The organism is Flavobacterium sp. J372, from assembly GCF_024699965.1.
In the GTDB taxonomy this organism is placed as follows: Bacteria; Bacteroidota; Bacteroidia; order Flavobacteriales; family Flavobacteriaceae; genus Flavobacterium.
On sequence record NZ_JAJOMZ010000004.1, the window covers coordinates 2,760,001 to 2,786,289 of the forward strand.

Here is a 26,289-nt window from a genome sequence, read left to right on the forward strand (position 1 = left end):
CCCTCACGGTACTGGTTCACTATCGGTCTCTCAGGAGTATTTAGCCTTAGCGGATGGTCCCGCCAGATTCAGACAGGGTTTCACGTGCCCCGCCCTACTCAGGATACCACTATCCTTTACATTCATTACCTGTACGGGGCTGTCACCCTGTATCGCCCAACTTTCCAGATGGTTCCAGTTCTGTTTGCAAGAAATATCGTGGTCCTACAACCCCAGCATTGCCGTAACAATCCTGGTTTGGGCTATTCCGCGTTCGCTCGCCACTACTTACGGAATCACTTTTGTTTTCTTCTCCTCCGCCTACTTAGATGTTTCAGTTCAGCGGGTTTGCTCACCTATCGGTGTGACATATCTTCAATATGCCGGGTTGCCCCATTCGGATATCTGCGGATCAACTCGTGTGTGCCAATCCCCGCAGCTTTTCGCAGCTTATCACGTCCTTCTTCGCCTCTGAGAGCCACAGGCATCCCCCATACGCCCTTATTTTGCTTATTGTGCTTTCAATTTAGTAATTAGCCACAAGGTTTTAGCCACTAGCAGAACTAGCGTACTTGTGCCTTTTGGCTTTTCACTAAAAAATATTCTTTCTATATTTTTTTCTTGTGTTTTCTTATCGCAATATGTCAATGAACTTTTATCTATTGTTAATGCGTGGATGCGGTTATTCGTGTATTCGGCAAGGCCAAATCAACAAATCAACGCATAAACGAATCAACCAGATTCGTGGAGAATATCGGAGTCGAACCGATGACCTCCTGCGTGCAAGGCAGGCGCTCTAGCCAGCTGAGCTAATCCCCCGTTTTTATAAGTCGCAGCTACCAGTCCCAGTTTGCAGTACGGTAACGTGCTCACTTTAACGTGTAATCACTCAACTTCTAAAATTTCCTTTAAGAATCAGAAAAACTTTTATTTTGTTATAATGTTGAATGTTGTAATGTTTGAATGTTCCGCTCGGAAACTTTAAAACTTTCTAACTTTCAACTTTCTAACTCAAAAGTTGTAGTCCCGGGCAGACTCGAACTGCCGACCCCTACATTATCAGTGTAGTACTCTAACCAGCTGAGCTACGAGACTATTTTTATTCTATTTTGAATTTTAAATTATGAATGTTGAATGTCGGTTGCCCTTCATTTAAAATTCATAATTCAAAATTTAAAATAATTCCTGCTCTCTTTTTCTTTAATATTTTTGAACTAACAGCGAGAGTAAACCCATCTTTCAATCTGAAGAACCTATATAAGGGCGTCATTTCTCTAGAAAGGAGGTGTTCCAGCCGCACCTTCCGGTACGGCTACCTTGTTACGACTTAGCCCCAGTTACCAGTTTTACCCTAGGCAGCTCCTTGCGGTCACCGACTTCAGGTACCCCCAGCTTCCATGGCTTGACGGGCGGTGTGTACAAGGCCCGGGAACGTATTCACCGGATCATGGCTGATATCCGATTACTAGCGATTCCAGCTTCACGGAGTCGAGTTGCAGACTCCGATCCGAACTGTGACCGGCTTTATAGATTCGCTCCTGCTCGCGCAGTGGCTGCTCTCTGTACCGGCCATTGTAGCACGTGTGTAGCCCAGGACGTAAGGGCCGTGATGATTTGACGTCATCCCCACCTTCCTCACGGTTTGCACCGGCAGTCTTGTTAGAGTTCCCGACTTGACTCGCTGGCAACTAACAACAGGGGTTGCGCTCGTTATAGGACTTAACCTGACACCTCACGGCACGAGCTGACGACAACCATGCAGCACCTTGTAAAGTGTCCGAAGAAAAAACTGTTTCCAGTCCTGTCACTCTACATTTAAGCCCTGGTAAGGTTCCTCGCGTATCATCGAATTAAACCACATGCTCCACCGCTTGTGCGGGCCCCCGTCAATTCCTTTGAGTTTCAAACTTGCGTTCGTACTCCCCAGGTGGGATACTTATCACTTTCGCTTAGCCACTCAGTCTTACGACCAAACAGCTAGTATCCATCGTTTACGGCGTGGACTACCAGGGTATCTAATCCTGTTCGCTCCCCACGCTTTCGTCCATCAGCGTCAATCAATTGTTAGTAACCTGCCTTCGCAATTGGTATTCCATGTAATATCTAAGCATTTCACCGCTACACTACATATTCTAGTTACTTCACAATAATTCAAGCCCTACAGTATCAATGGCAGTTCGACAGTTGAGCTGCCGGATTTCACCACTGACTTATAAAGCCGCCTACGGACCCCTTTAAACCCAATGATTCCGGATAACGCTTGGATCCTCCGTATTACCGCGGCTGCTGGCACGGAGTTAGCCGATCCTTATTCTTACGGTACCGTCAAGCCTCTTCACGAAGAGGTGTTTCTTCCCGTACAAAAGCAGTTTACACACCATAGATGCTTCATCCTGCACGCGGCATGGCTGGATCAGGCTTGCGCCCATTGTCCAATATTCCTCACTGCTGCCTCCCGTAGGAGTCTGGTCCGTGTCTCAGTACCAGTGTGGGGGATCTCCCTCTCAGGACCCCCTACCCATCATTGCCTTGGTATGCCGTTACCATACCAACTAGCTAATGGGACGCATGCTCATCTTACACCGATAAATCTTTAATAATCTTGTGATGCCACAAAAATATACTATAAGGTATTAATCCAAATTTCTCTGGGCTATCCCTTAGTGTAAGGCAGATTGCATACGCGTTACGCACCCGTGCGCCGGTCTCAAAGCCCGAAAGCTTCTACCCCTCGACTTGCATGTGTTAGGCCTGCCGCTAGCGTTCATCCTGAGCCAGGATCAAACTCTTCATCGTATATTTTAAATATTTTACGACGCTTGTCCTTCTACAGGTTGTTTAATTTCTTCAAACCTACCCGATTTGCTTACTCTCTCTTTAATGCTGTCAATCCAATATGTCTATGAACGTGTCTTTCTTTTTTTTTTCGCCTCAACGTTGCCGTTGTAAGCGGGTGCAAAAGTACAACTTATTTTTTACCAGGCAAGAATTTTGAAAACTTTTTTTGATTTATTTTCTCATTCCTAATTTCTCAGTAAATAGCTTTGATTTTGCGCTGGCTTCTTTCGAAACCGGACGGCAAAGATAATATCTCTTTCCCTTTCAATCCAAATCTTTTTTCTTAAAAATTTTAAGGTTTTTCCTCTCGCTTGTGGCTCGTGGCTTTTACCTTAATCCTGTCTTTCAATGAGCGCTGCACTTGTTCAATGCGGGTGCAAAAGTAGCGAGATTTTCCAGCTTTCCAAACTTTAAAGGGGTTTATTTTTTACCACGCTTCTTAACTTTTGCTTAACGTATTGAGGCATTGAAGGTTGGAAGTAAAAAAAAAAATTAAAAAATTTGACAGGACATTTGACCCAGTGAAAGATTGGTCAAAATAACCAATTAATTTTCTAAGCTGATATTCTATTAGACTTCTATATTATATAAAAGCCCGCAAAACAATGTACGGGCCTTTACCTACTAACAAATTATTTTAAAAAATTACCTTCTTGCTTACCTTTCCTTTATTTGTATTTACATTTATAATTAGCATCTGCTCTTGTACCTGTAAGCTATCAATACTGTGTGTGAAGCTATTAATACCTGATTTTTCATAAATCAGCCTTCCGCGAACATCAAATATGCTTATGCTTTCAATTGTTGCTGTGCCGGCAGTTATATTAATTGAATTATCTTTCTTATAAACAATTACATCATTAGCTGAAATTGAAGGATTATCTGTTCCCAGCGTACTATCAGGCATATACACAATTTCAAACCTGTCAGTAAACGCTCCGGTTTCTGTTGTGAAAGTGTAGGCTCCGGCTGTAAGTTCATGTACTGTACCTAAAAACTTATCTTTAATATAGATATCCTGACCTTGTGCAAACAATCCATCAACATGGTCTATAGTTATTTTGTAAGTCCCTGCTGCAGCGGTGCGGAATGTAAGCGGCACTACATCGGCGGTTGTGAATGGCAACGCACGGCCCTGTATAATAAACTCTTCGTTGTTTATAGCAGCAGCTAACACGGTCGGGCTGTCTTTTATATAGCGTGCATCTATACCGTAATCTTCACCTGCCGTAGCGCCGTCAATATAACCGGTATACATCTGTGAGAAGAATCCGCTGGTATTGGTAAGGTTGAGCCAGATACCGTGGCTTTCGGGCAATGTGACAACATCATTTGGCGCCTGCCTGAAGAACTGGTTAGCTGTGTCATTGCTGCGCATAGCATTGGTAAATGTAACATCATTGCTTGTGTTGCCTGATTTTACTTTTACTATAAAGCCCTGCCCTGTTCTTAATATACCTGCCGGATTTTCCTGCTCAGGCTCATTATTGCCCACATACTGCCCAGTGCTGTTAATAGTAACGTAAGCCGAATTGATGCTGTTAGGGTTATTTTTCTTTCTCCATATCCACACCGTGCCGTCTATTGTATTCTGGTTTGCCGTAAGGAAAGCCGGGATATTTATTGGAGACGGATAAGGGTTTCCTATCATATTATATCCTGTACTTGCGGTCGATAGTGTTCTGGTTACCGGGCCGTTGTGTGGCACACCTTCAAAAACACCTTTGAAGATGGTTGATACAGTACCATTATTGTAGCCCGGAACACTATTGATACCGTTTGGCATGCGGATAAGGTATCCTGCGCCTCTTGTAAATGTCTGCGCAGCGCTTACAGAACTGAATTGATTAGTAGCGGTATTATACGTAAAGAAACGGTCTGACATTGTTGCCGGAGAAAACTCCTGCAGTGTTTTTGTGCCTGTAACCGGGCTTGACCACATTGTATAATCAAGCCTGTAAAGCGGTGAACTCTCGCGCTCTACAATAATGTTTCCTGAGTTGGCAACATTGGTAAGCTGCAACAGGTTGGCATTGTTTTTCAGGGTGAAGCTTCCGCTATTTACGGTAATTGCACCATTAAGGGTTACTGTTGTTGCAGAAGGTATAACTACAACAGCACCATTATTTACTGTCATGCTGCAAGCTTGTATATCTGCTGTTGCAGTATAGTTACCTGTAAATATAATACCTTTTGTTGCTGTTGGCACACCGTTGCTCCAGGCTGAACCATTCCATGTTGTAGACTCTATAAGTATTTCAACAGGTTGTGTATAAACCGGCGGGCATGATCCGTTTTGTATTACCGCCCTGATGTATCTTGTAGAAGTAAGGCTGCCAATTTCTGCTGAACTTAACGTTGCCGATGTGCTATTGATAAATGTAACTGCAGTGAACTCGGTGGTTAATGCGCGTTCCCAACGTAAAATGCTTCCGGTATAGCCGCTTACAGTTATAGGGTTGGCCGGAGCGCCCGGACATATTACACTACCTGCCGAAAGCGTACCCGCGACCGCAGGGACAGAAACAATAACCTGCGCGTTGGCTGTAGCTGTCTGCCCGTTAGCGTCACGAACAGTTAAAGTATAGTTGTATGTACCTCCAGCTGAAATTGAAGGCATTGCTGTTGATGCCGTACCTAAAGAGTCTGACCACAGGTAGGTATATGGTGCAGTACCGCCCGTTACTTCGGCTGCAAACATTATAGCATCACCCTGGCAATAAGAACCTGCCCCGGCAATATTAATAACGATATTGCTACCCGCTATAGCACTGAAATATGATGTCTGGCCTGCTGTAAGCGTTGCGCCGGTTGCCGTAAGCGTATTTGCTGAAAGCGGGCTAAACTTAACCCATGGGTTTGTAACAGCATTAAATGTACCGTTCAGCTGGGCTGCAGATAATGCCGCCTCTCCCCCTACAGCATCACCTGTTATATAATTACCGGTAATTGTTGCCACTGCGTTGGTTATACCTGTCTGCGTAACATTCCAGTAGCGTGTAAAATAATTAGTTGTATTGTAATTGTTAGGGTGTGTGGCATCAACAACATTAACAGCAACAAAAGCATTATTAAATGTTCCTGAAGTAATATTTACCGCAATTGGCGAATAAGAGGTATTGCTCGTTTTCTCACCAATTGGGAAAAAGTATGAGCCTGTACCTGTATATGGCCTACGTACAACACCAGTACCATCGGCTACAATCATAGTTGATGTTGAGAATGTTCCGGCCACAGCATTAGCGCCAAGCGTAAGGTTATAATTGCCAATGTTGAATAATCCCTGGGTAAGGGTTAACGTACCTGAAATACTTGCATTTTGTGATAGCACCACTTCTCCGAAAGCTTTATTCACCGTAAGGTTACTGAATGCCGGTGCAACAGTTCCGCCTACAGTCTGGTTGTCTACAGAGCCTGCCAGCGTTATCGTAGTTGAAGAAAGGTTTACGGCCTGGTTTGTTATAAAATCACCATTTACATTTAATGCTGAAGGGAATATCGTTCCCGTACCGTTTATTATAAGGTTATCATATGCTGTGGTAACGCCGTTTGGCACAACAATAGTCTGGTTAGTACCAGTATACGCTACACTATTTTGCACTGACCCTACAATAAAGCTGCCCGTTTTGGTAAATGTACCGGCAATGCTCATATAGTTATTTGTAACCGGCCTGAGCGTGGCAAGGGCGCCCACCGTGATGTTGTTAAAAGTTGTTGTACCTGCTATGGTAACATCATTGGCGTCATCAAGCGTGGTTGAAGGGTCATCATACGTGTTTGTAAAAATCACGGCACTTGTACCTGTCCCCGGGTTGAATGTACCATTGTTGATCCACGCACCTGTATCACCATTTATTGTAAGCTGAACATCAGCCGGAGATGTAACAGTTGCACCGGCTTCAATGGTAAGTGTCCTTAACTCAACATTTGGGGCCAGTACAGGATAGTTAGGCCTTCCGCCTGGTATTATAACCTGTGTATTTGCATTTGGTACTGCATTGGGTGTCCAGTTGGCGCTGGTAACCCATGAGTCGCTTACAGACCCGTTCCACACTGAGCCTGTTACCTGCGAGTTTGCCAGCGTAAGCAGCTTATTGCCAAATACTGTATCAAAGAAAGCAATGTTAACGTTGGCAAGTTCTACAAAGTTTTCGGTTGTATCATAGTTTGTACGGCTTTGTTCCAGTACAGCCGGTGGCGATACCTGCACCACCCAGTCAACCAGCCTGTTTTCAGTATTTCCGTTAAGTTCAGAGTCAAGATAATGTGCTTTGATTATCGCTTTAGTACCTGATCCGCCTACTCGTATAAAATCATAGGTACGCAATATACCGTCACTTTTTCCTGCCGGTGCGCTTCCTAATACGGTTTTCATTGTAAGCTCGGTAGGCAATGTACCTGTTGGCGGAAAAATGATTGCTGTTTGTGGGTGACCGAATGTATACAATATATTTGATGAGATTGATATACGCTTGATAATACCGCTTACATCACCCACACCCGTATTTGTGGCATTAGCGCCCATTGTCAAAACATTGTTGCCTGTAGCAAGGCTTCCCGCTGTTGCTGATGGGTTGGCATTTGGCAGGTGCAGCACGCCATTTACTGTGAGGTTGCCTGTTGCCGTTGCTCCTGCTGCATTACTTATTGTTACATTGTTATATGTACCTGCAACCAGTGTTTGCGCAGCTGTTGCGTTAAGTATTACCGTACCGGCACTACCCCAGTTTTTTCCGGAAGTAAACGGTGTTGCCGAAGTATTCTGGCTGGTGACTGTACCGCTGTTTGAAATCGTGGTTAGGTTACCGGTAAGTGTATTTGCACCCATATTCAGCGTCTGCCCCGTATCAACGGTTAAACTTCCGTTTACCGCAAATGCGTTATCTGCCGTTACAGTATTAGCTGTTGTTGTAAGTACGCTAAAATTATTGAACAGGTTGGTTGTACCCGGAGTTGTCTGGTCAAAACTTAATGTTGGGCTAATGGCGCCATTTACAATAAGGTTTGATGATGCGCTGCCCCTAAGCCCGCCGGTTGTTGTATTGGTAACAGTACCGCTTAGCGTAAGGGTATTGGCGCCTATGCTTAGCTTGCTGCTATTCAGGAAAGAGATATTTCCTGCCACACTTACTGCACCTGAAAGATCGGCATTGCCGGCAACAACAAACGTCTCGGCATTTCCTGCAAATGATGCAAATGCTGTGGTAGGGTTTACAACAATTGAAATATCGTCAATAGCTACTTCATCAAACACGGTGCCTGATACTGTTGCACCACTCCACCTTACATAGTAGTAAGCATTTGAAGCCACGCTTAGCCCGGTAAGTGTCACAACTTTATAGTAAGCTTTCCAGCCCGGTACTGCATCTGCGGCAGCAGGCGTAGTATGGTCAAGCGCAGTTACAGCTGTATAGGTTGTATTGTTTGCCGAATGGCTGAAGTTAAGGCTGTTTGACCCTGCAGCATCATTGTACACATATACTTTATAGCCAATGCTTATGCTTGTTACGGTAGATGCTGTCTGGTTCTGGAAACGAAGGGTTACACTGCCCGGCGCAAAATTACCCGTACCCGGCTGGAAACCCAGGGCATAATTGTTGGGCTGCACTTCAAAGGCATAAACGCCGGCGTCAGTAACTCCGCCATCAGAAACTCCGTTTTCATACGAATCGGAATCTTCAATGCTTTGCCCTCCAAAATTAATATTTCCGTCTGCAAAGCCTGCAAAAGCCCAGGCGTTAGAATTAAGTTCTCCCATACCCGGCGCTGTATTCATGCCTCCGCCTGCAAATGCGCTGTTATTTACACCTTCAACAGATGCATCAAAATCAATCCTGTTTACAACGTTGGCATTATTTATCTGCAATCCTACAGGGGCATTAAGCGTAAGCCTGCTGCCGGTAGCCGGGATGGTTATCTTATAGTTTTGGGTACCTCCGCTGCCGTTAAAGCCGAAAACCGACACAAAATAAGTGGTTGCAGGTGAAAGCCCGGTTATGGTAACTGTATTGCCAGTGCCGTTATACACTACAAAATTTCCCGTGCCAATTTCTGACCCGGCCCCAAAAGTCGCTGAAGCAGTATAGCCTGTACCATCGGCCGGAGTGGCGTTTACAGCGCTTCCCGCCCGTACCAGCACAAGGTGGTTTGAGCCATTTCCGTTTGTCCACGAAGCAGTAAACGATATTGATGTAGGGTTTGAAAAGGTAAGTGCACTATCAGATGTGGTTGGCTCAGCAGCATATACAGTACCCGTAACGGCGACTGTTTTTGAAGATGCCCCGGTTGAAGCAACTGTAACGTTTCCTGAATATAATGCCGGAGCGGCAGATGCCTTTAAACGAATATAGATAGTGGCTGGTGAAGTAGCAAGTGTTGTACCGGAACGTAAAAGATTTTGTGAATCGGCAAAGCCCGTTGTGGCGCTGGTTTGCGAAATCTCAAAATTTGCCGGTGCTGTTACAACTACATCACTGGTAAGGTTACTGCCTGTAACGGTAAATGATTGTGCAGATGATGCCGTACCGGTTGTAGTAAAAAGCCTCGGGATGGTGTTTGTATTTGTAGAAACTGATGGTACAGCGGGCGGGTCTATAATAAACGTAAGCGGATCTGTCACCGAATTTCCTGTAGCTACAGTTATGGTGGCAGAACCTGCCGATGTTATATCTGTTGCCGGTATTGAAGCCGTAAGCTGTGTTGCCGATACAAAAGTTGTGGTACGGTTTGACCCGTTCCATCGCACAACTGAATTTGATGTAAAGCCGGTACCGTTCAAAGTAAGGGTAAATGCCCCGGTATTGGCAATTCTTGATGTAGGTGAAAGGGATATCAGGTCAGGCTCGGTTACAGCTACTTTAATATTATCAAATGATGCAGACTGATTTGTGCGTATGCCGGCATTCCAGAAAGCGCCCATAAGCGGGAGCGAAGTTCCGGTTGAAGCGCTGTTTACGCCCGAACCTACAAGGGTTAAAGATCCTGTATCCGGATCCTGGAAAGATGTACCATCAATCCTGGCATATACCTGCCAAAGGTTTGTACTTGGGGTATAAACAACTTTATAGCTTAGATATTCGTTACCAATATCTGATGATGCATTGATTGTGGTAAGTACGTTGGTGGATGTGCGAAGCCCTGCCGAATAACGGATGATTCGGATAGGATCTGTGCTGCCAGACTGCCCGAAGATAACCGCATAACCACTGCCGGTAGTTGCAGTTGTACTTGATGTACCCGCAAGGATAAAGGCACTGGCGTAATAGCTTGATGCGGGCCCTGAAGGGTTTGAGCGTGACTGGCGCATGTTGAACGTCCATGTTACCTGCCCAAAGTTTGCATTAAGTATAGGGTTGTACAAATTTGAAAATGCTGTAGTGGGCGTAGATGCTAATACCCAGCCCGCAAGATTTCCGGATGTTGTAGCATCGCCTGTAAGTGAGAGGATACCTGAGTTTATACGTGCCCCGAAGTCGGTGCCGCTTCTCAGCATAGTCCACGTAGGGCTGGTACCCACAGGGCCGTTTACGGTAGTGTAAGACGTACCTCTCGAAATATTGAAATCTTCACTGAAAACGGTTGTCTGGGCAGCTGCCGGTATTGTGGCAGCAGTTGTAAACAGACCGAAAAGATAAGCAGCAGATAAACGCTTTCTAAATTTACTATCAGCAACATTCTGAACAAACCCTGCAAGTTTAAAAAGTCTTTTTAAGTAGTTCATTTCCATATCATTCATCATTTAGATGATACAAAATAAGCTACCCGGGCATAGTAGTTAATGAACTTTAAGATTTACATCGATAAACTGCGCTAAATACTCGGTGAAATGCACTTCTTTAAGAAATATGCAATAAAGATAAATTTTAACATATTCAAATGTAAAATAAACTACCAATTTTTGAATTAATCGTAAAAAACTTACGTGTCATAAAACAAAAACCCGTACATTTCTGTGCGGGTTTCTCAAATAAGTAAGATAAATATATTGTTTATAAAACGTTCTTTATTTAACCTGGTTTACTATCGCAGCAAACGCTTCTGGGTGGTTCATGGCTAGGTCGGCTAGAACTTTACGGTCAAATATTGCAGGCAAAATCTTGAGAAAATCCTAATACATACTAGTTCCTTAATAATAACATTTTTATATACAACGCTCTTTAAGCTAATAATAAAAATATTTGAATGACAATTCTTAGATACTTATGTTAAAAAAATACATTTTTTTATTAGAAATAAATTTAGATTTATACATTAGTCAAAATTAACCATAACCTACCAATTATGTCAGATTTGGAACACCCTAATTTAGTTACAGAGACAATTCAAAATATTGAATCAGATCAGTTTTATGATCAAGAAGACGACTCGTTAGATATTGGAAACGTAGACAGAAAAATTGTATGGCAAGCCAAAGATTTCTCGATAAGAGAATTCCTAAGCATGAGGCAAGATAATGAACTTGCATTACAGCCAGAGTATCAAAGAAATTATGTTGCTTCAGCACAAATTGCCAGCCGTTTGATTGAATCAATTTTACTAGATGTGCCAATACCAGTAATTTATTTGGCGGAAGAGAAAGATGGATCGTATTCTGTGATTGACGGACAGCAGAGATTAACTTCATTTCTTTCGTTTCTGGATGGAAAATTTCCAAATGGGGATGAATTTAAACTAAGTGGCTTGAAAGTTTTATCAGATTTAAATCGAAAAAAATATAATGATTTAGATAAAGACCAACAGACAAAAATTAAAACAACGACTCTTCATTCAATAATAATTAAAAAGAATCAAATGAAGATATCAAGTTTGAAATATTCGAAAGACTAAACACTGGTTCAACAAAATTGAATGAGGATGAAATTAGAAATACTGTATATCGTGGAAACTATATAAAACTTTTAGCGGAGTTAAGTGAAAATTCTACCTTTAACACTCTAATTCAAAAGCCTAACTATAAGAACAGAATGATTTACAGAGGTATGATTTTACGATTTTTAGCAATATCTGAAAAATCATATCTAAATTACAAATCTTCCATGAAACAATTCTGTAACAAAGAGTTACGGGATAATAAGAACATCAGTAAAGAAAAACAGATTGAGTATAAAAATCGATTCGAACATTGCATAGGATCTTGTTAAGACAGTTTTTGGAGACAAGGCGTTTAGAAGATATTTACCCGGAACAGATGCTGAGCCAGGCAAATGGACACAACAACTTAATATGGCATTGTTCGACTTACAAATGGTTGGATTTGTCAACTTCTCTAAAAATGAAGTTCTCTCAAATGCAGATCTTATTAGAGAGGGTCTTCTCCAACTGATGATTGAAGATAATAAGTTTCAGGAAGTGATAGGTTTCAAAACCTCTGATACAGACAATGTCAAAAAGAGATTCAAAACATATATGGATATGCTCGAAAAAGTTATAGGAGACAAATCGTACCAACAAAGAACATTTCCCTATTCTATAAAAGAAGAATTATTTAATTCAAACCCATACTGTAGTATATCAAAACAAAAAATATTGGCGATAGAAGATTCAGAGGTTGACCACATAATACCATATTCTAAAGGTGGAAAAACTGAGAAAGCCAACGCTCAGTTAGTATTACGATATTTTAATCGAGCGAAGAATAATAAAGTGGAATAGTATTAAATCAAAAAACCCGCACATTGCTGTGCGGGCTCTTTTAAATAAGTAAGATAAATATATTGTTTATAAAACGTTCTTTATTTAACCTGGTTTACTATCGCAGCAAACGCTTCAGGGTGGTTCATGGCTAGGTCGGCAAGAACCTTACGGTTCAATTCGATACCTGCACCTTTTACTTTACCCATAAATTGAGAATAGCTCATTCCGTGAAGCCTTGCACCTGCATTAATACGCATAATCCAAAGTGCGCGGAAGTTTCTTTTCTTTTGTTTTCTGTCGCGGTAAGCATAAACCATTGCTTTTTCTACCGCGTTTTTGGCTACTGTCCAAACGTTTTTACGACGGCCAAAGAAACCTTTGGCCTGCTTCAATACTCTCTTTCTGCGAGCGCGTGAAGCTACTGAATTTACTGATCTTGGCATAATTTTGATGTGTTTTGTAGCAGGCGTTCCGGTTTGTGCGGAAACTTAAATTGGCCATGCTCCAGGGTTATTACTTGTTTTAACCGAACAGCGGCTTAGATTAATCTTAACTGCTGTTTTACGCTCTTCTCATCTGTTGGGTGAACCAGTGCAGCATGAGTAAGGGCAAGCTTACGCTTCTTCGATTTCTTTGTCAGGATGTGACTCTTGAAAGCGTGCTTCCTTTTGATCTTACCAGAGCCAGTCACTTTAAAGCGCTTTTTGGCACTGGATTTAGTTTTCATTTTAGGCATTTTCTTCCTGTATTTTAATTTATCTTACTTACTTATTTTTGTTGTAAAGTTTTAATGTTGATTGTTTCAAAAGTTCCGTTTGGCAACTTTCAAACATTTTAACTTTCAACATTTTAACTCAATTATTTCGCTTTCTTTTTAGGTGCGATGAACATGATCATCCTTTTCCCTTCAAGTACCGGCATGCTTTCTACCTTTCCGAATTCTTCAAGGTCCTGCGCAAGCCTCAGCAGCAATATCTGCCCCTGGTCTTTGTAGATGATTGAGCGCCCTTTAAAGAATACAAACGCTTTAAGCTTAGAGCCTTCCTTCAGGAATTTCTCTGCATTCTTGCGCTTGAACTCATAATCGTGCTCGTCTGTCTGCGGGCCGAAGCGGATTTCCTTTACAGTAATCTGCGTTGACTTGGCTTTCAGCATCTTATCACGCTTCTTCTGCTCATAAAGGAACTTCTTATAGTCCATTATTTTGCATACGGGCGGTGCGGCATTGGGAGATATCTCCACAAGGTCAAGCTCCTGCTCTTCTGCCCATTGCAGCGCCTGAGACGTCTTGTAAACGCCCGGCTCAATATTCTCGCCCACAAGCCTTACTTCCGGTACCCGGATAAGCTGGTTGATCCTGTGAGCGTCTTTCTTTTCCACGCGGGGCTGTGGCCCCCTGTTGTTTCTTATAGCTATGGCTTTAAAAATTTAAATTAAACCTTAAAATTGTTTCAGTGTTTTGTCTATTTCCTGCTGTACTACAGCCGCAAATTCTTCAACCGTCATGCTTTGGTTACTCTTGCCGGCATCACCGTGGCGGCGAACAGAAATCGTCCCGTTCTTCTCCTCTTCCTCGCCTACAATCAGCATAAACGGCAACTTCTGCACCTCGGCTTCACGTATTTTCTTGCCGATAGTCTCGTTGCGGTTGTCAATTAGGGCGCGAATGTCGTGATTTTCCAGCAATTGTAAAACTTTTTTAGCATAATTTTCATATTTCTCGCTAAGAGACAGCACGATAGCCTGCTCCGGCATAAGCCAAAGCGGGAAGTTACCGGCAGTATTCTCAAGCAAAATCGCTATGAAACGCTCCATTGAACCGAAAGGCGCACGATGTATCATTACCGGCCTATGCAGTTCATTATCAGCGCCTTTGTATGTTAAATCAAAACGTTCAGGCAGGTTATAATCTACCTGGATTGTACCCAGCTGCCATTGGCGGCCAAGGGCATCTTTCACCATAAAGTCGAGCTTAGGGCCGTAAAATGCAGCCTCACCGTACTCAACTACCGTGTTCAGGCCTTTGTCTTTCGCAGCGTTAATTATCGCATTTTCAGCCTTTTCCCAGTTTTCATCAGAGCCGATATACTTATCGCGATTCTCCTGGTCACGAAGCGAAATTTGTGCGGTAAAGTCTTCAAAACCAAGCGATCCGAAAACATAAAGCACAAGGTCGATCACATTCTTAAACTCAGCATCCAGCTGGTCCGGCGTACAGAAGATGTGCGCATCATCCTGAGTGAACCCGCGTACACGTGTAAGTCCGTGAAGCTCACCACTTTGTTCGTAACGATATACGGTTCCGAACTCGGCATAACGCTTCGGCAGGTCTTTGTAGCTCCATGGCTTGGTATTGAATATCTCGCAGTGGTGCGGACAGTTCATCGGTTTCAGCATAAACTCCTCACCCTCAGCAGGTGTAGATATCGGCTGGAAGCTGTCGGCGCCATATTTTGCGTAGTGGCCTGATGTTACATAAAGTTCCTTCGAACCGATATGCGGCGTTACAACCTGCTCATAACCAGCCTTTTTCTGCGCTTTTTTCAAGAATTGCTCCAGCCTGTCGCGAAGTGCAGCACCTTTTGGCAACCATAAAGGCAGCCCCTGCCCCACTTTGCTGCTGAACGCAAACAGGTCAAGTTCTTTACCTAACTTCCTGTGGTCGCGGCGTTTAGCCTCTTCCAAAAGCTCAAGATATTCGGTAAGGTCTTTTTGTTTCGGGAACGATATACCGTAAACGCGAGTCAGTTGCTTGTTGTTTTTTCGTCGCCGCGCCAGTAGGCCCCCGCTACGCTCATTACCTTGAAAGCCTTGATAATGCCTGTGTTAGGTATGTGTCCGCCACGGCAAAGGTCGGTAAAAGTAGAGTGGTCGCAGAAGGTAATTGTACCATCTTCGAGGTTTTCAATCAGCTCGGTTTTGTACGGGTTTTCTTCTTTTTTATACATTTCAAGCGCCTCAGCTTTTGTAGCCGAACGCATCGTAAACTCATGTTTATCACGGGCTATAGCGAGGAATTTATCTTCAATGGCTTTAAAATCTTTATCTGTAATCTGGTGGCCGTTAAAGTCAACATCATAGTAAAAACCGTTGTCAATCGCCGGGCCAATAGTAAGCTTCACACCCGGGTAAAGCTCCTGTAAAGCCTGAGCCATAACGTGAGAGCTCGAGTGCCAGAAAGCCTTCTTGCCTTCTTTGTCATTCCATGTAAAAAGTACAAGCGAACCGTCGGTCGTCAGTGGGGTTTTCGTCTCAACGGTGGTACCGTTAAATGAAGCGGAAATAACATTCCGCGCCAACCCTTCACTAATGCTCATCGCGACATCAAGCGGAGTTACGCCTGCGTCGAACTTTTTAACCGAACCGTCCGGCAATGTAATATTTATCATTTATTTAAGAATTTACAAGTGGCAAAGATAGCAGAAAGCAACTTCAATTACAATAGCTATTTCATTAGAAAATCAAAGGGATTGAGGTAAGCTGTTACAGCAAATTTTAACGTTTATAATTCACTACTTTTTACTGCTTTCAATTGCCAAAAACACTACATTTTCTCATGATACGCAGCCTTTGATTTTCAGTATGTTACATTTTATAGTTTTCTGAAAAGTAACTAACAATGAAATTTGCCTGCTCACTTCCGGTTTTGAGGTGCAGCATAACCATTTTCCTTAACAGTTTTTTATGTTAACGAAATAATCGATGAACGGTGACTTTTTGAAAGGGTTTTGTAATGATGGTTCTGATGGATGGTCGTAACTTTGCAGTCAGGTATTTGGTTTTGGGTTTTAGGTCTTGAGTCCGTTGAAAGTTTTCAAAGTTTTGCAAAAGCGTTCTTTGAAATACTGGAAAAAATTAGCAACACAGATTGAACAGATCTAACAGATGTTCAGGATTTAAAATCTGTGTCAATCGGTTAAATCTGTTTAATCCCCGGCTGTACCATTCGGGCATGTACGTTCCCGGCTTAACGGCACAACGCCGCCTTGACCTCGTCCTGCGTTTTAGCTTTCAGCACTTTGTATTGGCGTGACTTCGGCCCGAATTCGCACGTACGGCATTGCTCTACATTTTTGTCTTTGATGTATTTAATGGCTTTGTCGTCATGAACATAGGTGCGGTATTCATGCTTTTCAATACAGCCTTCACATGCAGGGCCGCCCTCTGTAAACTCGTAATTAAAGATAAGTTTTCCGTTATCTTAATAGTAGCCTTCTCTGGCATACACGTCGCCTACTGTGCCGAAATCAACCGCTACTTTCACCAGCTCGCCGTTATCATAAAAGTAGTCTACCATCATCTTTTCGTCGCACATAAACTCGTAATGCTTCTTTTCAAGATTGGCAGTGTTGATGTACTCCACGCGTTTGCGTATAGTGGCAATAGGGTCGGTTGGGGTTTCGGAAGCCTCGTCTAACACCGGACTCTCCGCTTCAGGATCGCTGTCCATTTTCGGAGGATCTTCCAATGTAACGGTATCGGCAGAATGAGACGCAGTGGTTTCAGTTTTCTTATTGTCATTGCAATGGATAAACAGCATAAGCAATGGCATCAGCAATAACTTTTTCATGGTAGGGTTTTATCTGATGCCCTAAGTTACAAATGATGTTTTGCAATGATTCTTAACGGAAAGATAAAGTTGCCCAAAATGGAACGTAGATGACGCGGGTTTGGCGGATTTTGATAGTAAGTGAGGTTAGGTTGCCCCTTGAGAGTAACTATTTAAACTGCACTTTCATCAATTCCTAGATAGAAAATAGAATGTGGGTCAACTACATATTTATCGATGTAATAGTAAATATAAAGTTCTTGGCTATATTGATATTTACCATCAACGATATATTTCATGGTTACATAAAAATCTTCTTTTTTAATCGCTGTTATTCCGAATGAAAATTCTTGACTGTTACCTACATCAGTTATTCCTCTTTTGACCAAGCTAAATTTATACCCTCGTGAATCTTCTTTTGAATATTGTGTTATCTGAGCATTAGGGTTTATATTTTTAAAGAATAAAAAATAACTACCAAAGTCTTCATGTATTCTACATTGGATTTGAAGATGAGGAATTTTACTGTCAACATAGCGTTTTTCATTAAGGACTTGTAAATCCCCTAGTTGCTTTGCGATATTAGACAAACTTTTAATTTCCGCTTCGCGTTGCCTATCACGCGCAATCAATTTATAAGCACCAATGATAGCAGCAATCATACCAATAGCAGCAATTATAACTTGTAAAAAATCTGCCCAATTAGGTAATTGGCTGTTATCTATGAGGACCATACATCAAAAAATTTTTAACGAATATAACAATTTAGCCACCTCATTTAGAAATGGCTATCAATTTTCAAAAGGACTTTAATTTAATCTTGCTTCGATTTTCTTTAGCCGCTTTGAAATACTGCTAAGATTATCCTTTATTCCACTTTCTTCAAAGAAAGTTTGAAGCTTAATTAAGGTTTCAGATATTTCCTCTAACCTCCCTAATAATTCTTTTGTGTCCGTTTCGTTCATAATTACAGAATATCATTTTTTATAAAAATAGAAAAAATCTATTAAATATCGGTAATCAATAGCTTTAATTTATAAACATATTATTAACAAATTAGAAATAAGCCCTTTATGAATAAATGATTATTATGCAAATGGAAATTAGCAAATAACTGCCCTATAAGATATCCGTCGAATCCGCGTCATCAGCGTTTCAAAAAAAATCTGTGATAATCTGTTGAATCTGTCAAATCCGTGTTCCTAAAAGAGATTTCTCGACTCCGTTGCACTTCGCTCGAAATGGAAGAACAAAAAAGCCACACTATAACAGCATGGCTTTTCCGGAATTTAGTTTGAATTTGTATTATTAAGCCGATTGCACATGGGCTTCAGCTTCTTTCTCTTCCTTTGCGAGGTGTTCTTTTATCACGCCTATAACATCGGTTATCGCTTCGGTTAGCTCCACCACAAAGTCGCCTTCGTCAGCTATGTTAAGCGCGTGATGCATTGCTTCTTTTTCGTCTTCAATCATTTCATAGGTTATCGCAGGGTTCGTCTGCTTCAGTCCGTCAAGCAGCAGGCGGTTAATATCATCACATGTGCGGCCGCGAAGGTCTTTATCCTGACGGATGATCACGTGGTCAAACATACGCGCGGCAATCACGGCACATTCTTTAATATCTTCATCGCGCCTGTCTCCCACCCCGGCAATCACGCCTATCTTCTTACGGGCCGATACGTTTTTCAGGTAATCTTCAATAGCCTCAAAACCGTGTGGGTTATGTGCATAATCAACCATTACCTTAAAGCGGCGGAACTCAAACAGGTTCATACGGCCCGGAGTTGAATCGGCGCCTGGCATAAAGGTTTTCATGGCAGCGGCAATCTGCATCGGCGTAAAGCCGCTCTTATAGGCCGCCAGCGCAGCAGTAAGCGCATTGGCAATCATGAACTTTACTTTACCACCCTGTGTAAGCGGCACATCTTCCACGTTGATAATGCGGGTGCGGTTGCCATCTTCACATATCGTGATGTAACCGTTTTCAAAAATGGCAACTGTGCGGCCTTTGGCAATAAGCGCCTGTACAATCTCGTCATCTTCATTAAGCGCGAAATACGCCTTGTTACAGTCGAGCTCACGGGCAATCCTGCGGCAATATTTATCTTCAGCATTCAAAATCGCCCAGCCATCTTTGCGCACATTCTTCACCACAATGCTTTTCACTTCGGCAAGGTCATCAAGCGTGTGTATATCGTTAAGGCCAAGGTGGTCTTCTTTAATATTTGTGATTACACCAACATCACACTGGTCATACCCAAGCCCTGAGCGCAGCATACCGCCACGTGCAGTCTCTAACACCGCAAACTCAACCGACGGGTCTCGCAAAATGTATTGGGCGCTAATCGGGCCGGTGGTGTCGCCCTTCTCCATCATCTTACCGTCAATATAGATACCGTCGGTAGTGGTGAAGCCTGTTTTAAAGCCTGAATTCTTAGCGATGTGCGCCAACAGTCGGGTTGTGGTGGTCTTACCATTGGTACCGGTAACGCCGATAACAGGTATGCGGCCGGTATTTCCGTCAGGGAAAAGCATATCAACCACTGGTGCAGCCACGTTGCGCGATTTGCCAATTGTCGGTGCCAGGTGCATGCGGAAGCCCGGTGCGGCGTTTACCTCAATCACGGCCCCGCCGGTTTCAGTAATCGGCCTGTCGAGCGATTCAGCCATCAGGTCAACCCCGCAAATGTCAAGTCCTATAATGCGTGCTACCCTCTCAGCAAGGGCAATGTTATCGGGATGCACAAGGTCGGTCACATCTTCACTATGCCCGCCGGTGCTGAGGTTTGCGGTAGATTTCAGGTAAACAATTTCACCTGAATAAGGTACTGACTCTAGGGTATAGCCATATTTAGCAAGCATGCCTTCTGTATCGTGGTCAACAGTGATCTTGGTAAGCATGTTCTCGTGGCCATTGCCGCGTTTCGGGTCTTTGTTTACCCTTGCGATAAGCTTTTCAATTGAGTCGATCCCATTGCCTTTTACATTGGCAGGTACGCGCTTGGCGGCGGCAACAAACTTATTGTCAACCACCAGCATACGGAAATCGAACCCTGAAATGTATTTCTCAACGATTACATTGTGGCTGTATTTTTGGGCAAAGGCAAGCGCCGGCAGCATCTCATCCCAACTTGTGATATTGATGGTAGCGCCTTTACCCTGGTTGCCATTTAATGGCTTTATTACCAATGGGTAACCGAATTTCTCAGCGGCTGCCATCAACTCTTCTTCGCTGCTGCAGATAGCTCCTGACGGTACAGGAACAGATGAGCGCTCCAGTATCTCCTTGGTTTTCTTTTTATTGCAGGCCAGCTCAACCGCCATTACGTTGGTTTTGCAGGTAGTTGTAGCCTGGAAACGCATTTGCTTAGCGCCGTAGCCCAACTGTATGGTACTGTCAGTCCCGACGCGTATGTGTGGTATGCCGCGCCTTGCAGCTTCAGTCACGATGCTTAGTGTACTTGGGCCAAGGCAGTTATAGTGGCATATCTTCTTTAGCTGTTCAATATCTGCATCAAGGTTATACGGCTCATCATTAATCAATGCTTCAGCAATTTTTACGGCAGCTTTGGCGGCGTAAAGTCCGGCTTCTTCATCAGTATAAGCAAAGACTACGTTGTATACCCCGGTTTCTTTCGTAGAGCGCGTACGCCCGTAACCTACTTCCATACCGGCAAGTGATTGTATCTCAAGGGCTATATGCTCAATTACATGCCCCATCCAGGTGCCAAGCTCCACACGAAGAAAGAACCCGCCGCGGTGCCCCTCGCTGCATTCATGTTCAATCATTGTAGGCAGCATAGCCTGCAGGCGTTCTCTAAATCCGGGAATCTTATCAGTCGGGTAGTTTTCCAGCTCTTCCAGGTCAAGGCGCATTTGTATCAGTTTCTTCCTGTAGCTGCTCCAGATGTTCGCCCCGCGAAGCACCTGCAATTTTAAGATTTTCATTTTGGTTATTATTTAGTTTGGATGTGTGTTGTCCTTTAATCAAAGTTCGCCTATAACAATTGTTAACGTTTTACACAATTATACCGAAACGTTGTATTGCGATATTGATATCACAAATTAACCGGGGGACACTGTTAATTCAATAAACATTAGCAAAACTTTATCAATTTCCTACAAACCACCGATGTAACTTTGATTACACAAACATCAAAATTTAAAAAATGGCTAAAGGAAAACTTGTTATTGTTGGCGGGGCTGAAGATAAGGGTGAAGACAGGCAGCGGTATGACAGTGATATTGCCGTTGATGATTACTATGAGAACGGGATTCTGCGGAGGATAGTTGACGAATCGGTTAAAAAGGAAAAGTCAAGGATTGAAATACTGACCACCGCCTCACTTGAAGCGGAAGAGCTTGGCGATGATTATAAAAAAGCTTTTGCAAGGCTTGATGCCAATAACAGTGATATCATGAATATCACTACCCGGGAGGAAGCCTATGAAGAAAAATTCCTGAAACGCCTGAAAGCAGCCGATATCGTGATGGTAACAGGCGGCGACCAGATGCGGCTTACCAGCATTCTTGGCGGCACGCCTTTCCTCAGCATGCTGCACGACAAATATGAGAAGGAAGATTTTGTCTATGCGGGAAGTTCGGCCGGTGCGGCATCAGCATCAAACAATATGGTTTTCCAGGGGACTACTGAAGCATCTCTCTTTAAAGGAAAAGTGCGTGTCACCAGCGGACTTGGCTTTATCAACAATGTAATTATAGATACTCACTTTGTAACCCGGGGGCGCATAGGGCGCCTGCTGCAGATTATTGTAGGTAACCCGCGCCTGCTGGGCATAGGGCTTGAAGAGAATGCTGCATTACTTATTCACAACCAAAAAATGGAAGCCATAGGCCCCGGCATGGTAATTATTGTAGATGGCCGCTGTATTAAAGACTCTAACTTTAACGATATTGATGATGGCGAGGCTATATCAATTGAGAATGTAACGCTGCACGTAATGAGTAAATATGACATTTACGACCTGAAGAAAGACAAGCTGAACATTGACCACCGGAATAATGATGATGAGAAATAGATTTAATTACGAATTACAAATTACAAATTTCAAATTAGAAGCACCAAATCACAAATATCAAAAGTATATCCGCGCGTAATTCGTAATTCATAATTCGTAATTGTTGACTACGTTTTCAATTTCTTCTTCCTTGCTGCCGGGAAAAGCACGTTGTTGAGGATAAGCCTGTAGCCCGGTGAGTTCGGGTGAAGGTCGAGTACGGTAGGGGCATCTCCTACCCTGTGCTGATAATCCTCAGGGTCATGGCCGCCGTAGTAGGTAAACATTCCTTTGCCTTTGGTGCCGTGTATGTAGCGCGCTTCGCCATTCAGCTTGCACTCACCCATAACGAGTACACTTGATTTTACCTTTTCCCCATCAAAAGCGGTGGTCTGGCCCATAAAGCCTTTAACCAGCTGGGTATGGTTCTGGCAAAGCATAGAAGGTATCGGGTCCCATTTAGCCGAATATTCCATCAGGGTAAAGTAATCACTATCCGGCGGGATGCTCCTTTTCTGGGTAGTGTCAATATCACTGAATTCATAAACTACAGGATTGCGCTCCAGTATATAGTCTTTAAACGCAAAAGATTTACCATAGTCTATAGCCGCCTGGTAGTTTGGCTGGCTCGGGTCTCCGTCAAACATCGGCTCGCAGATGTCGACACCCTCTGCAGCGAGGGCAATATCAAAACTGTCGGTGGCGCTGCACATGGCAAACATAAATCCGCCGCCAATAACGAAGTTGCGTATCTTAGTAGCCACTGCCAGTTTTGCCTCACTCACTTTGCTATAACCCAATTTTGCAGCCAGGGCTTCAGCATCACGCTTTTGCTCAATGTACCACGGCGAGTTACGGTACGCCCCAAAGAACTTACCATACTGCCCTGTAAAGTCTTCATGGTGAAGGTGCAGCCAGTCATACAACAGCAGCGCATCGCCCAATACTTCTTCATCATATATAGGTGTAAACGGAATTTCAGCATAGGTCAAAACCAGTGTCACAGCATCATCCCATGGCTGTTTACCTTTTGGTGTATATACGGCAATCTTTGGCGCTTTTTCAAGCACTACCGTTTCCATGTTTTGGCTCGGACTACTTATTTCGTCAAGGATAGCATTGGCAGCACCGTCGCTCAGTACCTCAAAGCTCACCCCGCGTATCTGGCACTCGCGGCGCACAGCATCAGCATCCGGCAAAAGGAACGACCCGCCTCTGTAATTGAGCAGCCAGCTTACTTTGTAGCTCTTATCAAGCGCCCAATAGGTAATGCCGTAAGCCTTAAGGTGGTTTTGCTGTGTGGACTCATCCATCGGCAGCAGTATCATCGATGCATTGGCAAGCATCGGGGTGACCAATAGTATAAGGAGTATATAAAGTTTTCGTAAAAGCATGCGTAAACAGATTTCTTCAAAGATAGCAAAATTGATGCCTGTAATGATAACTGTGGGATGGGGAAAATATTTTGGTTTCAATTTAATATATTAAGTAGCTTAGACAAATTTTAATCCTTAATAATTATGATTAGCAGCGCAAAATATATTTATTATATTGTAGAAACTATAAATATTTTACGACAAGAAATTATTAGTAAAAATGCACTTGGCTTTGTTGATGAAAATAAATTTCTAGAAGATTTTGTCGCGGAAGTTATAAATATTACGCACGGTTTCAAACTATCAAATCTAAATGAGAGAAAAGCAAATTTCCCAGGTATTGATATTGCAGATGATCAAGCAAAAGTAGGGATACAAGTGACAGCAACAAAAACTAGTACAAAAGTTAAAGAAACCATTGAAAAAGTTTGTAGTAATAAGCATAAGGTTTATGAAACATATAATAATTTAAAAATTTTCATACTTACTGAAAAACAATCAACTTATACGATAAAAGGGATTGATAATACTAAAATTAATTTTAATCCAGAAATAGATATATTGGATTTTGATGACATCTATAAAAAGGCAATGTATTTACCTGTTGGAAAACAAAAGGATTTAACCGATTTTATTTATCAACAAGCACCGATTGTAGCTGCACAAATCGGTATAGATTATTACAATCCGAGTGTTCTAAAAAGAGCCGTACATACAATTGAAACTGAGAATTGGATTTCCACAGACTATGGCGCTGAATACATATATGAACATAATTTTGGTTATATACCCACAGTTACATTAATAAGTAAAAATGGAACGGTAGTTCTAACGAGTCCAATAGTCGATGAAAAATATGTTAAGATAAGAATTGCCAGTAAAACTTTTGAAGGCAAGATATCATTGTCGTAGTAAATTCGTTCCAATGGGTATATTTAAGTTCATCTTTTTAGCTGTTCTTCGACTATATGCATAACGATGGTAATAATGTAATTGTGGCGGATTATATAATAATCATTCAACAAAAGAATTCCATATCTTTGTTTGAAATTTACAATTTAAGGATATGGAACGTGAAAGTATAGCCGACTTTTACAAACAGAAGGTAGTACAAATGCCACCCGATATGAAAGACGGCGTGGGGCATTTTAATGTTTTCCGGATGGAAGACTGTATCAGCACAGGTACCGAGATACGCTATGCCCGCCGAGATTACTACAAGATTACGCTTATACGCGGGCGCAATGTATACCACTACGCCGACAAAAGCATTGAGACCAACGGGACTACGCTGGTGTTCTTCAACCCGCAAATACCTTATACATGGGAGTCGCTTTCCGGTGACACCACCGGTTATTTCTGCATTTTTACGGCATCTTTCTTTACTGAGAAAATGCGTGGCAGCCTTAATGACCTGCCGATGTTCACACTGGGCAACAAGCCATCTTACAGCCTGAATGAAGAGCAGGAAAAGGATATAGTTTCTATTTTTGAAAAGATGCATGATGAGCTGCATTCTAATTATGCTTATAAATATGACCTGTGCCGCAGCTACCTCAACGAGCTGATACATAAAGCGCTAAAGACCGAGCCAACGGAAAGCCTGTATGACCACCCGAATGCCAACTCGCGCATTACATCCATTTTCAATGAACTACTGGAGAGGCAGTTCCCTATTGAGACACCTATGCAGCGCTTTACCCTGCGCTCTGCAAGCGACTTTGCTCAAAACCTGGCCATACATGTAAACCACCTGAACCGGGCTGTAAAAACTACGACAGGTAAGACTACTACGACGCTTATTAAAGAACGACTTGTAGCTGAAGCTGTTGCACTGCTTAAGCATACCGACTGGAATATTGCCGAGATAAGCAACAGCCTCGGGTTTGAAGAGCCGTCACATTTCAATAACTTTTTCAGGAAGCATACCAGCGCCACACCGTCACATTTCCGTAATGTTTGATTTTCGCAATCAATGGTTTGTGTCGCGTAATTTTTGAGGCCTGCCCTGCCCATAACTTTGCATTGTTAAACTTAAACAATCAAAAACATGGGAACTAAAAAAGTATGGTTTATTACCGGAGCATCAAAAGGCTTTGGCCTTGAATTCATCAATCAGTTACTGGCTAAAGGCGATGCCGTTGCAGCCACATCGCGCAGCTTATCGCAACTGCAAACGGCCGCTAACACAACCCACGAGAATTTCCTTCCGCTGGAAGTTGACCTGGTTAACGAGCAAAGCGTTGCCAAAGCGATTGAAGCTACGATTGCTAAATTCGGGCGTATTGACAATATCGTGAACAATGCCGGCTACGGGCTGCTTGGTACAATTGAAGAGCTTACTGATGCAGAGTCACGCCAGAATTTTGAAGTGAATGTATTCGGGTCGCTGAATGTTATCCGCCAGGCATTGCCGCACTTAAGGGCACAAAAGTCTGGGCACATCTTCAACATCTCATCAATCGGCGGATTTGTGGGCGACTTCCCCGGGTTCGGAATCTATTGCGCCACTAAGTTTGCAGTAAACGGTTTTTCTGAATCGCTGGCAGAAGAAGTGAAAGACTTCAACATCAACGTAACTATCGTGATGCCGGGTTATTTCAGAACAAACTTCCTTGAGAGCGATTCGCTCGTGACACCAAAAAATGTGATTGCCGATTACCAGTCAACCCGCGACTCGCAGAATTTCCATCAAAACCAGATGAACGGCAACCAGCCGGGCGACCCTGTAAAAGGTGTGTCGGCAATTATTGAAGCTGCCGGCGAAGCCAACCCGCCGCTGTATCTTTTCCTAGGAAGTGATTCGGTAACTATGGCCGAAAAGAAAATAAACATGCTTTCGAAAGAAATTGATAAGTGGAAAGCGCTAAGCACCTCAACAGATTTCTAAAAATAA

15 protein-coding genes, 2 tRNA genes, 2 rRNA genes and 2 pseudogenes (1 of these 21 only partly in view) are annotated in these 26,289 nt (G+C 42.9%); 6 read left to right on the top strand and 15 right to left on the bottom strand.

What is annotated here, in order from left to right:
* The 6 genes and pseudogenes from LRS05_RS13730 to LRS05_RS13755 all read right to left on the bottom strand — a co-directional run.
* A 23S ribosomal RNA gene (locus LRS05_RS13730) occupies positions 1 to 495 on the bottom strand; it reaches 2,380 nt to the left of the window's first position.
* A 229-nt stretch (positions 496 to 724) separates the two neighbouring features.
* A tRNA-Ala gene (locus LRS05_RS13735) sits at positions 725 to 798 on the bottom strand.
* A 202-nt stretch (positions 799 to 1,000) separates the two neighbouring features.
* Positions 1,001 to 1,074, bottom strand: a tRNA-Ile gene (locus LRS05_RS13740).
* A gap of 183 nt (positions 1,075 to 1,257) precedes the next feature.
* Positions 1,258 to 2,775: ribosomal RNA gene (locus LRS05_RS13745) — 16S ribosomal RNA — on the bottom strand.
* Together the 16S and 23S rRNA genes with 2 tRNA genes alongside form the textbook arrangement of a ribosomal RNA operon.
* Before the next feature lie 679 nt (positions 2,776 to 3,454).
* The gene (locus LRS05_RS13750) at positions 3,455 to 10,543 is read right to left on the bottom strand and encodes a T9SS sorting signal type C domain-containing protein (protein ID WP_257868841.1); all 7,089 of its coding nucleotides are present in this window, start codon (positions 10,541 to 10,543) and stop codon (positions 3,455 to 3,457) included.
* 276 nt (positions 10,544 to 10,819) lie between these two features.
* Positions 10,820 to 10,894: pseudogene (locus LRS05_RS13755) on the bottom strand (50S ribosomal protein L20); the annotation flags it as partial.
* A gap of 203 nt (positions 10,895 to 11,097) precedes the next feature.
* On the opposite strand from LRS05_RS13755, the gene LRS05_RS13760 reads away from it, so the two are divergent.
* Both LRS05_RS13760 and LRS05_RS13765 read left to right on the top strand, forming a co-directional pair.
* On the top strand, positions 11,098 to 11,643 hold the full coding sequence (locus tag LRS05_RS13760; protein WP_257868842.1) for a DUF262 domain-containing protein: 546 nt from the start codon (positions 11,098 to 11,100) through the stop codon (positions 11,641 to 11,643).
* A 396-nt stretch (positions 11,644 to 12,039) separates the two neighbouring features.
* A complete protein-coding gene (locus LRS05_RS13765; protein WP_257868843.1) occupies positions 12,040 to 12,468 on the top strand; it encodes an HNH endonuclease signature motif containing protein in 429 nt (142 codons plus the stop codon).
* Positions 12,469 to 12,548: 80 nt separating this feature from the next.
* Here LRS05_RS13765 and rplT read toward each other — a convergent pair whose 3' ends face one another.
* From rplT to cphA, 8 genes and pseudogenes are all read right to left on the bottom strand, one after another.
* Positions 12,549 to 12,893, bottom strand: coding sequence for a 50S ribosomal protein L20 (rplT, locus tag LRS05_RS13770; RefSeq protein ID WP_257868844.1), 345 nt, complete (start codon positions 12,891 to 12,893; stop codon positions 12,549 to 12,551).
* A 95-nt stretch (positions 12,894 to 12,988) separates the two neighbouring features.
* Positions 12,989 to 13,186, bottom strand: coding sequence for a 50S ribosomal protein L35 (gene rpmI, locus LRS05_RS13775; protein ID WP_257868845.1), 198 nt, complete (start codon positions 13,184 to 13,186; stop codon positions 12,989 to 12,991).
* Between the two features lie 122 nt (positions 13,187 to 13,308).
* On the bottom strand, positions 13,309 to 13,830 hold the full coding sequence (infC, locus tag LRS05_RS13780; protein WP_257868846.1) for a translation initiation factor IF-3: 522 nt from the start codon (positions 13,828 to 13,830) through the stop codon (positions 13,309 to 13,311).
* 60 nt (positions 13,831 to 13,890) lie between these two features.
* Positions 13,891 to 15,839 (bottom strand): annotated as a pseudogene (gene thrS / locus LRS05_RS13785) (threonine--tRNA ligase).
* A gap of 812 nt (positions 15,840 to 16,651) precedes the next feature.
* Positions 16,652 to 17,020, bottom strand: coding sequence for a hypothetical protein (locus tag LRS05_RS13790; RefSeq protein ID WP_257868847.1), 369 nt, complete (start codon positions 17,018 to 17,020; stop codon positions 16,652 to 16,654).
* A 152-nt stretch (positions 17,021 to 17,172) separates the two neighbouring features.
* Positions 17,173 to 17,733, bottom strand: coding sequence for a hypothetical protein (locus LRS05_RS13795; protein ID WP_257868848.1), 561 nt, complete (start codon positions 17,731 to 17,733; stop codon positions 17,173 to 17,175).
* Positions 17,734 to 17,808: 75 nt separating this feature from the next.
* Entirely contained in the window at positions 17,809 to 17,964 is a 156-nt protein-coding gene (locus LRS05_RS13800; protein ID WP_257868849.1) for a hypothetical protein, read from the bottom strand.
* Positions 17,965 to 18,307: 343 nt separating this feature from the next.
* Complete coding sequence (cphA, locus tag LRS05_RS13805; protein WP_257868850.1) at positions 18,308 to 20,947, bottom strand: cyanophycin synthetase; 2,640 nt, start codon at positions 20,945 to 20,947, stop codon at positions 18,308 to 18,310.
* A 221-nt stretch (positions 20,948 to 21,168) separates the two neighbouring features.
* On the opposite strand from cphA, the gene LRS05_RS13810 reads away from it, so the two are divergent.
* Positions 21,169 to 22,038, top strand: a complete 870-nt coding sequence (locus tag LRS05_RS13810; RefSeq protein ID WP_257868851.1) for a cyanophycinase — start codon at positions 21,169 to 21,171, stop codon at positions 22,036 to 22,038.
* Between the two features lie 107 nt (positions 22,039 to 22,145).
* On the opposite strand, the gene LRS05_RS13815 is transcribed toward LRS05_RS13810, so the two are convergent.
* Entirely contained in the window at positions 22,146 to 23,411 is a 1,266-nt protein-coding gene (locus tag LRS05_RS13815; RefSeq protein WP_257868852.1) for an asparagine synthetase B, read from the bottom strand.
* A 126-nt stretch (positions 23,412 to 23,537) separates the two neighbouring features.
* Here LRS05_RS13815 and LRS05_RS13820 point away from each other — a divergent pair, with 126 nt between their 5' ends.
* The 3 genes from LRS05_RS13820 to LRS05_RS13830 all read left to right on the top strand — a co-directional run bounded on the left by LRS05_RS13820 (position 23,538) and on the right by LRS05_RS13830 (position 26,283).
* Positions 23,538 to 24,305 (top strand): SMEK domain-containing protein, encoded by a 768-nt coding sequence (locus tag LRS05_RS13820; protein ID WP_257868853.1) that lies wholly within the window; start codon positions 23,538 to 23,540, stop codon positions 24,303 to 24,305.
* A 154-nt stretch (positions 24,306 to 24,459) separates the two neighbouring features.
* The gene (locus tag LRS05_RS13825; protein WP_257868854.1) at positions 24,460 to 25,356 is read left to right on the top strand and encodes an AraC family transcriptional regulator; all 897 of its coding nucleotides are present in this window, start codon (positions 24,460 to 24,462) and stop codon (positions 25,354 to 25,356) included.
* An 87-nt stretch (positions 25,357 to 25,443) separates the two neighbouring features.
* A complete protein-coding gene (locus LRS05_RS13830; protein WP_257868855.1) occupies positions 25,444 to 26,283 on the top strand; it encodes an oxidoreductase in 840 nt (279 codons plus the stop codon).
* Positions 26,284 to 26,289: the final 6 nt, after the last annotated feature.

Excerpts from the sequence above, each read along its gene's own strand:
- LRS05_RS13750 (WP_257868841.1), bottom strand. The coding sequence starts at position 10,543 with ATGGAAATGAACTACTTAAAAAGACTTTTTAAACTTGCAGGGTTTGTT.
- LRS05_RS13760 (WP_257868842.1), top strand. The coding sequence starts at position 11,098 with ATGTCAGATTTGGAACACCCTAATTTAGTTACAGAGACAATTCAAAAT.
- LRS05_RS13765 (WP_257868843.1), top strand. The coding sequence starts at position 12,040 with ATGGCATTGTTCGACTTACAAATGGTTGGATTTGTCAACTTCTCTAAA.
- rplT (WP_257868844.1), bottom strand. The coding sequence starts at position 12,893 with ATGCCAAGATCAGTAAATTCAGTAGCTTCACGCGCTCGCAGAAAGAGA.
- rpmI (WP_257868845.1), bottom strand. The coding sequence starts at position 13,186 with ATGCCTAAAATGAAAACTAAATCCAGTGCCAAAAAGCGCTTTAAAGTG.
- LRS05_RS13790 (WP_257868847.1), bottom strand. The coding sequence starts at position 17,020 with ATGAAAAAGTTATTGCTGATGCCATTGCTTATGCTGTTTATCCATTGC.
- LRS05_RS13795 (WP_257868848.1), bottom strand. The coding sequence starts at position 17,733 with ATGGTCCTCATAGATAACAGCCAATTACCTAATTGGGCAGATTTTTTA.
- LRS05_RS13800 (WP_257868849.1), bottom strand. The coding sequence starts at position 17,964 with ATGAACGAAACGGACACAAAAGAATTATTAGGGAGGTTAGAGGAAATA.
- cphA (WP_257868850.1), bottom strand. The coding sequence starts at position 20,947 with ATGAAAATCTTAAAATTGCAGGTGCTTCGCGGGGCGAACATCTGGAGC.
- LRS05_RS13810 (WP_257868851.1), top strand. The coding sequence starts at position 21,169 with ATGGCTAAAGGAAAACTTGTTATTGTTGGCGGGGCTGAAGATAAGGGT.
- LRS05_RS13815 (WP_257868852.1), bottom strand. The coding sequence starts at position 23,411 with ATGCTTTTACGAAAACTTTATATACTCCTTATACTATTGGTCACCCCG.
- LRS05_RS13820 (WP_257868853.1), top strand. The coding sequence starts at position 23,538 with ATGATTAGCAGCGCAAAATATATTTATTATATTGTAGAAACTATAAAT.
- LRS05_RS13825 (WP_257868854.1), top strand. The coding sequence starts at position 24,460 with ATGGAACGTGAAAGTATAGCCGACTTTTACAAACAGAAGGTAGTACAA.
- LRS05_RS13830 (WP_257868855.1), top strand. The coding sequence starts at position 25,444 with ATGGGAACTAAAAAAGTATGGTTTATTACCGGAGCATCAAAAGGCTTT.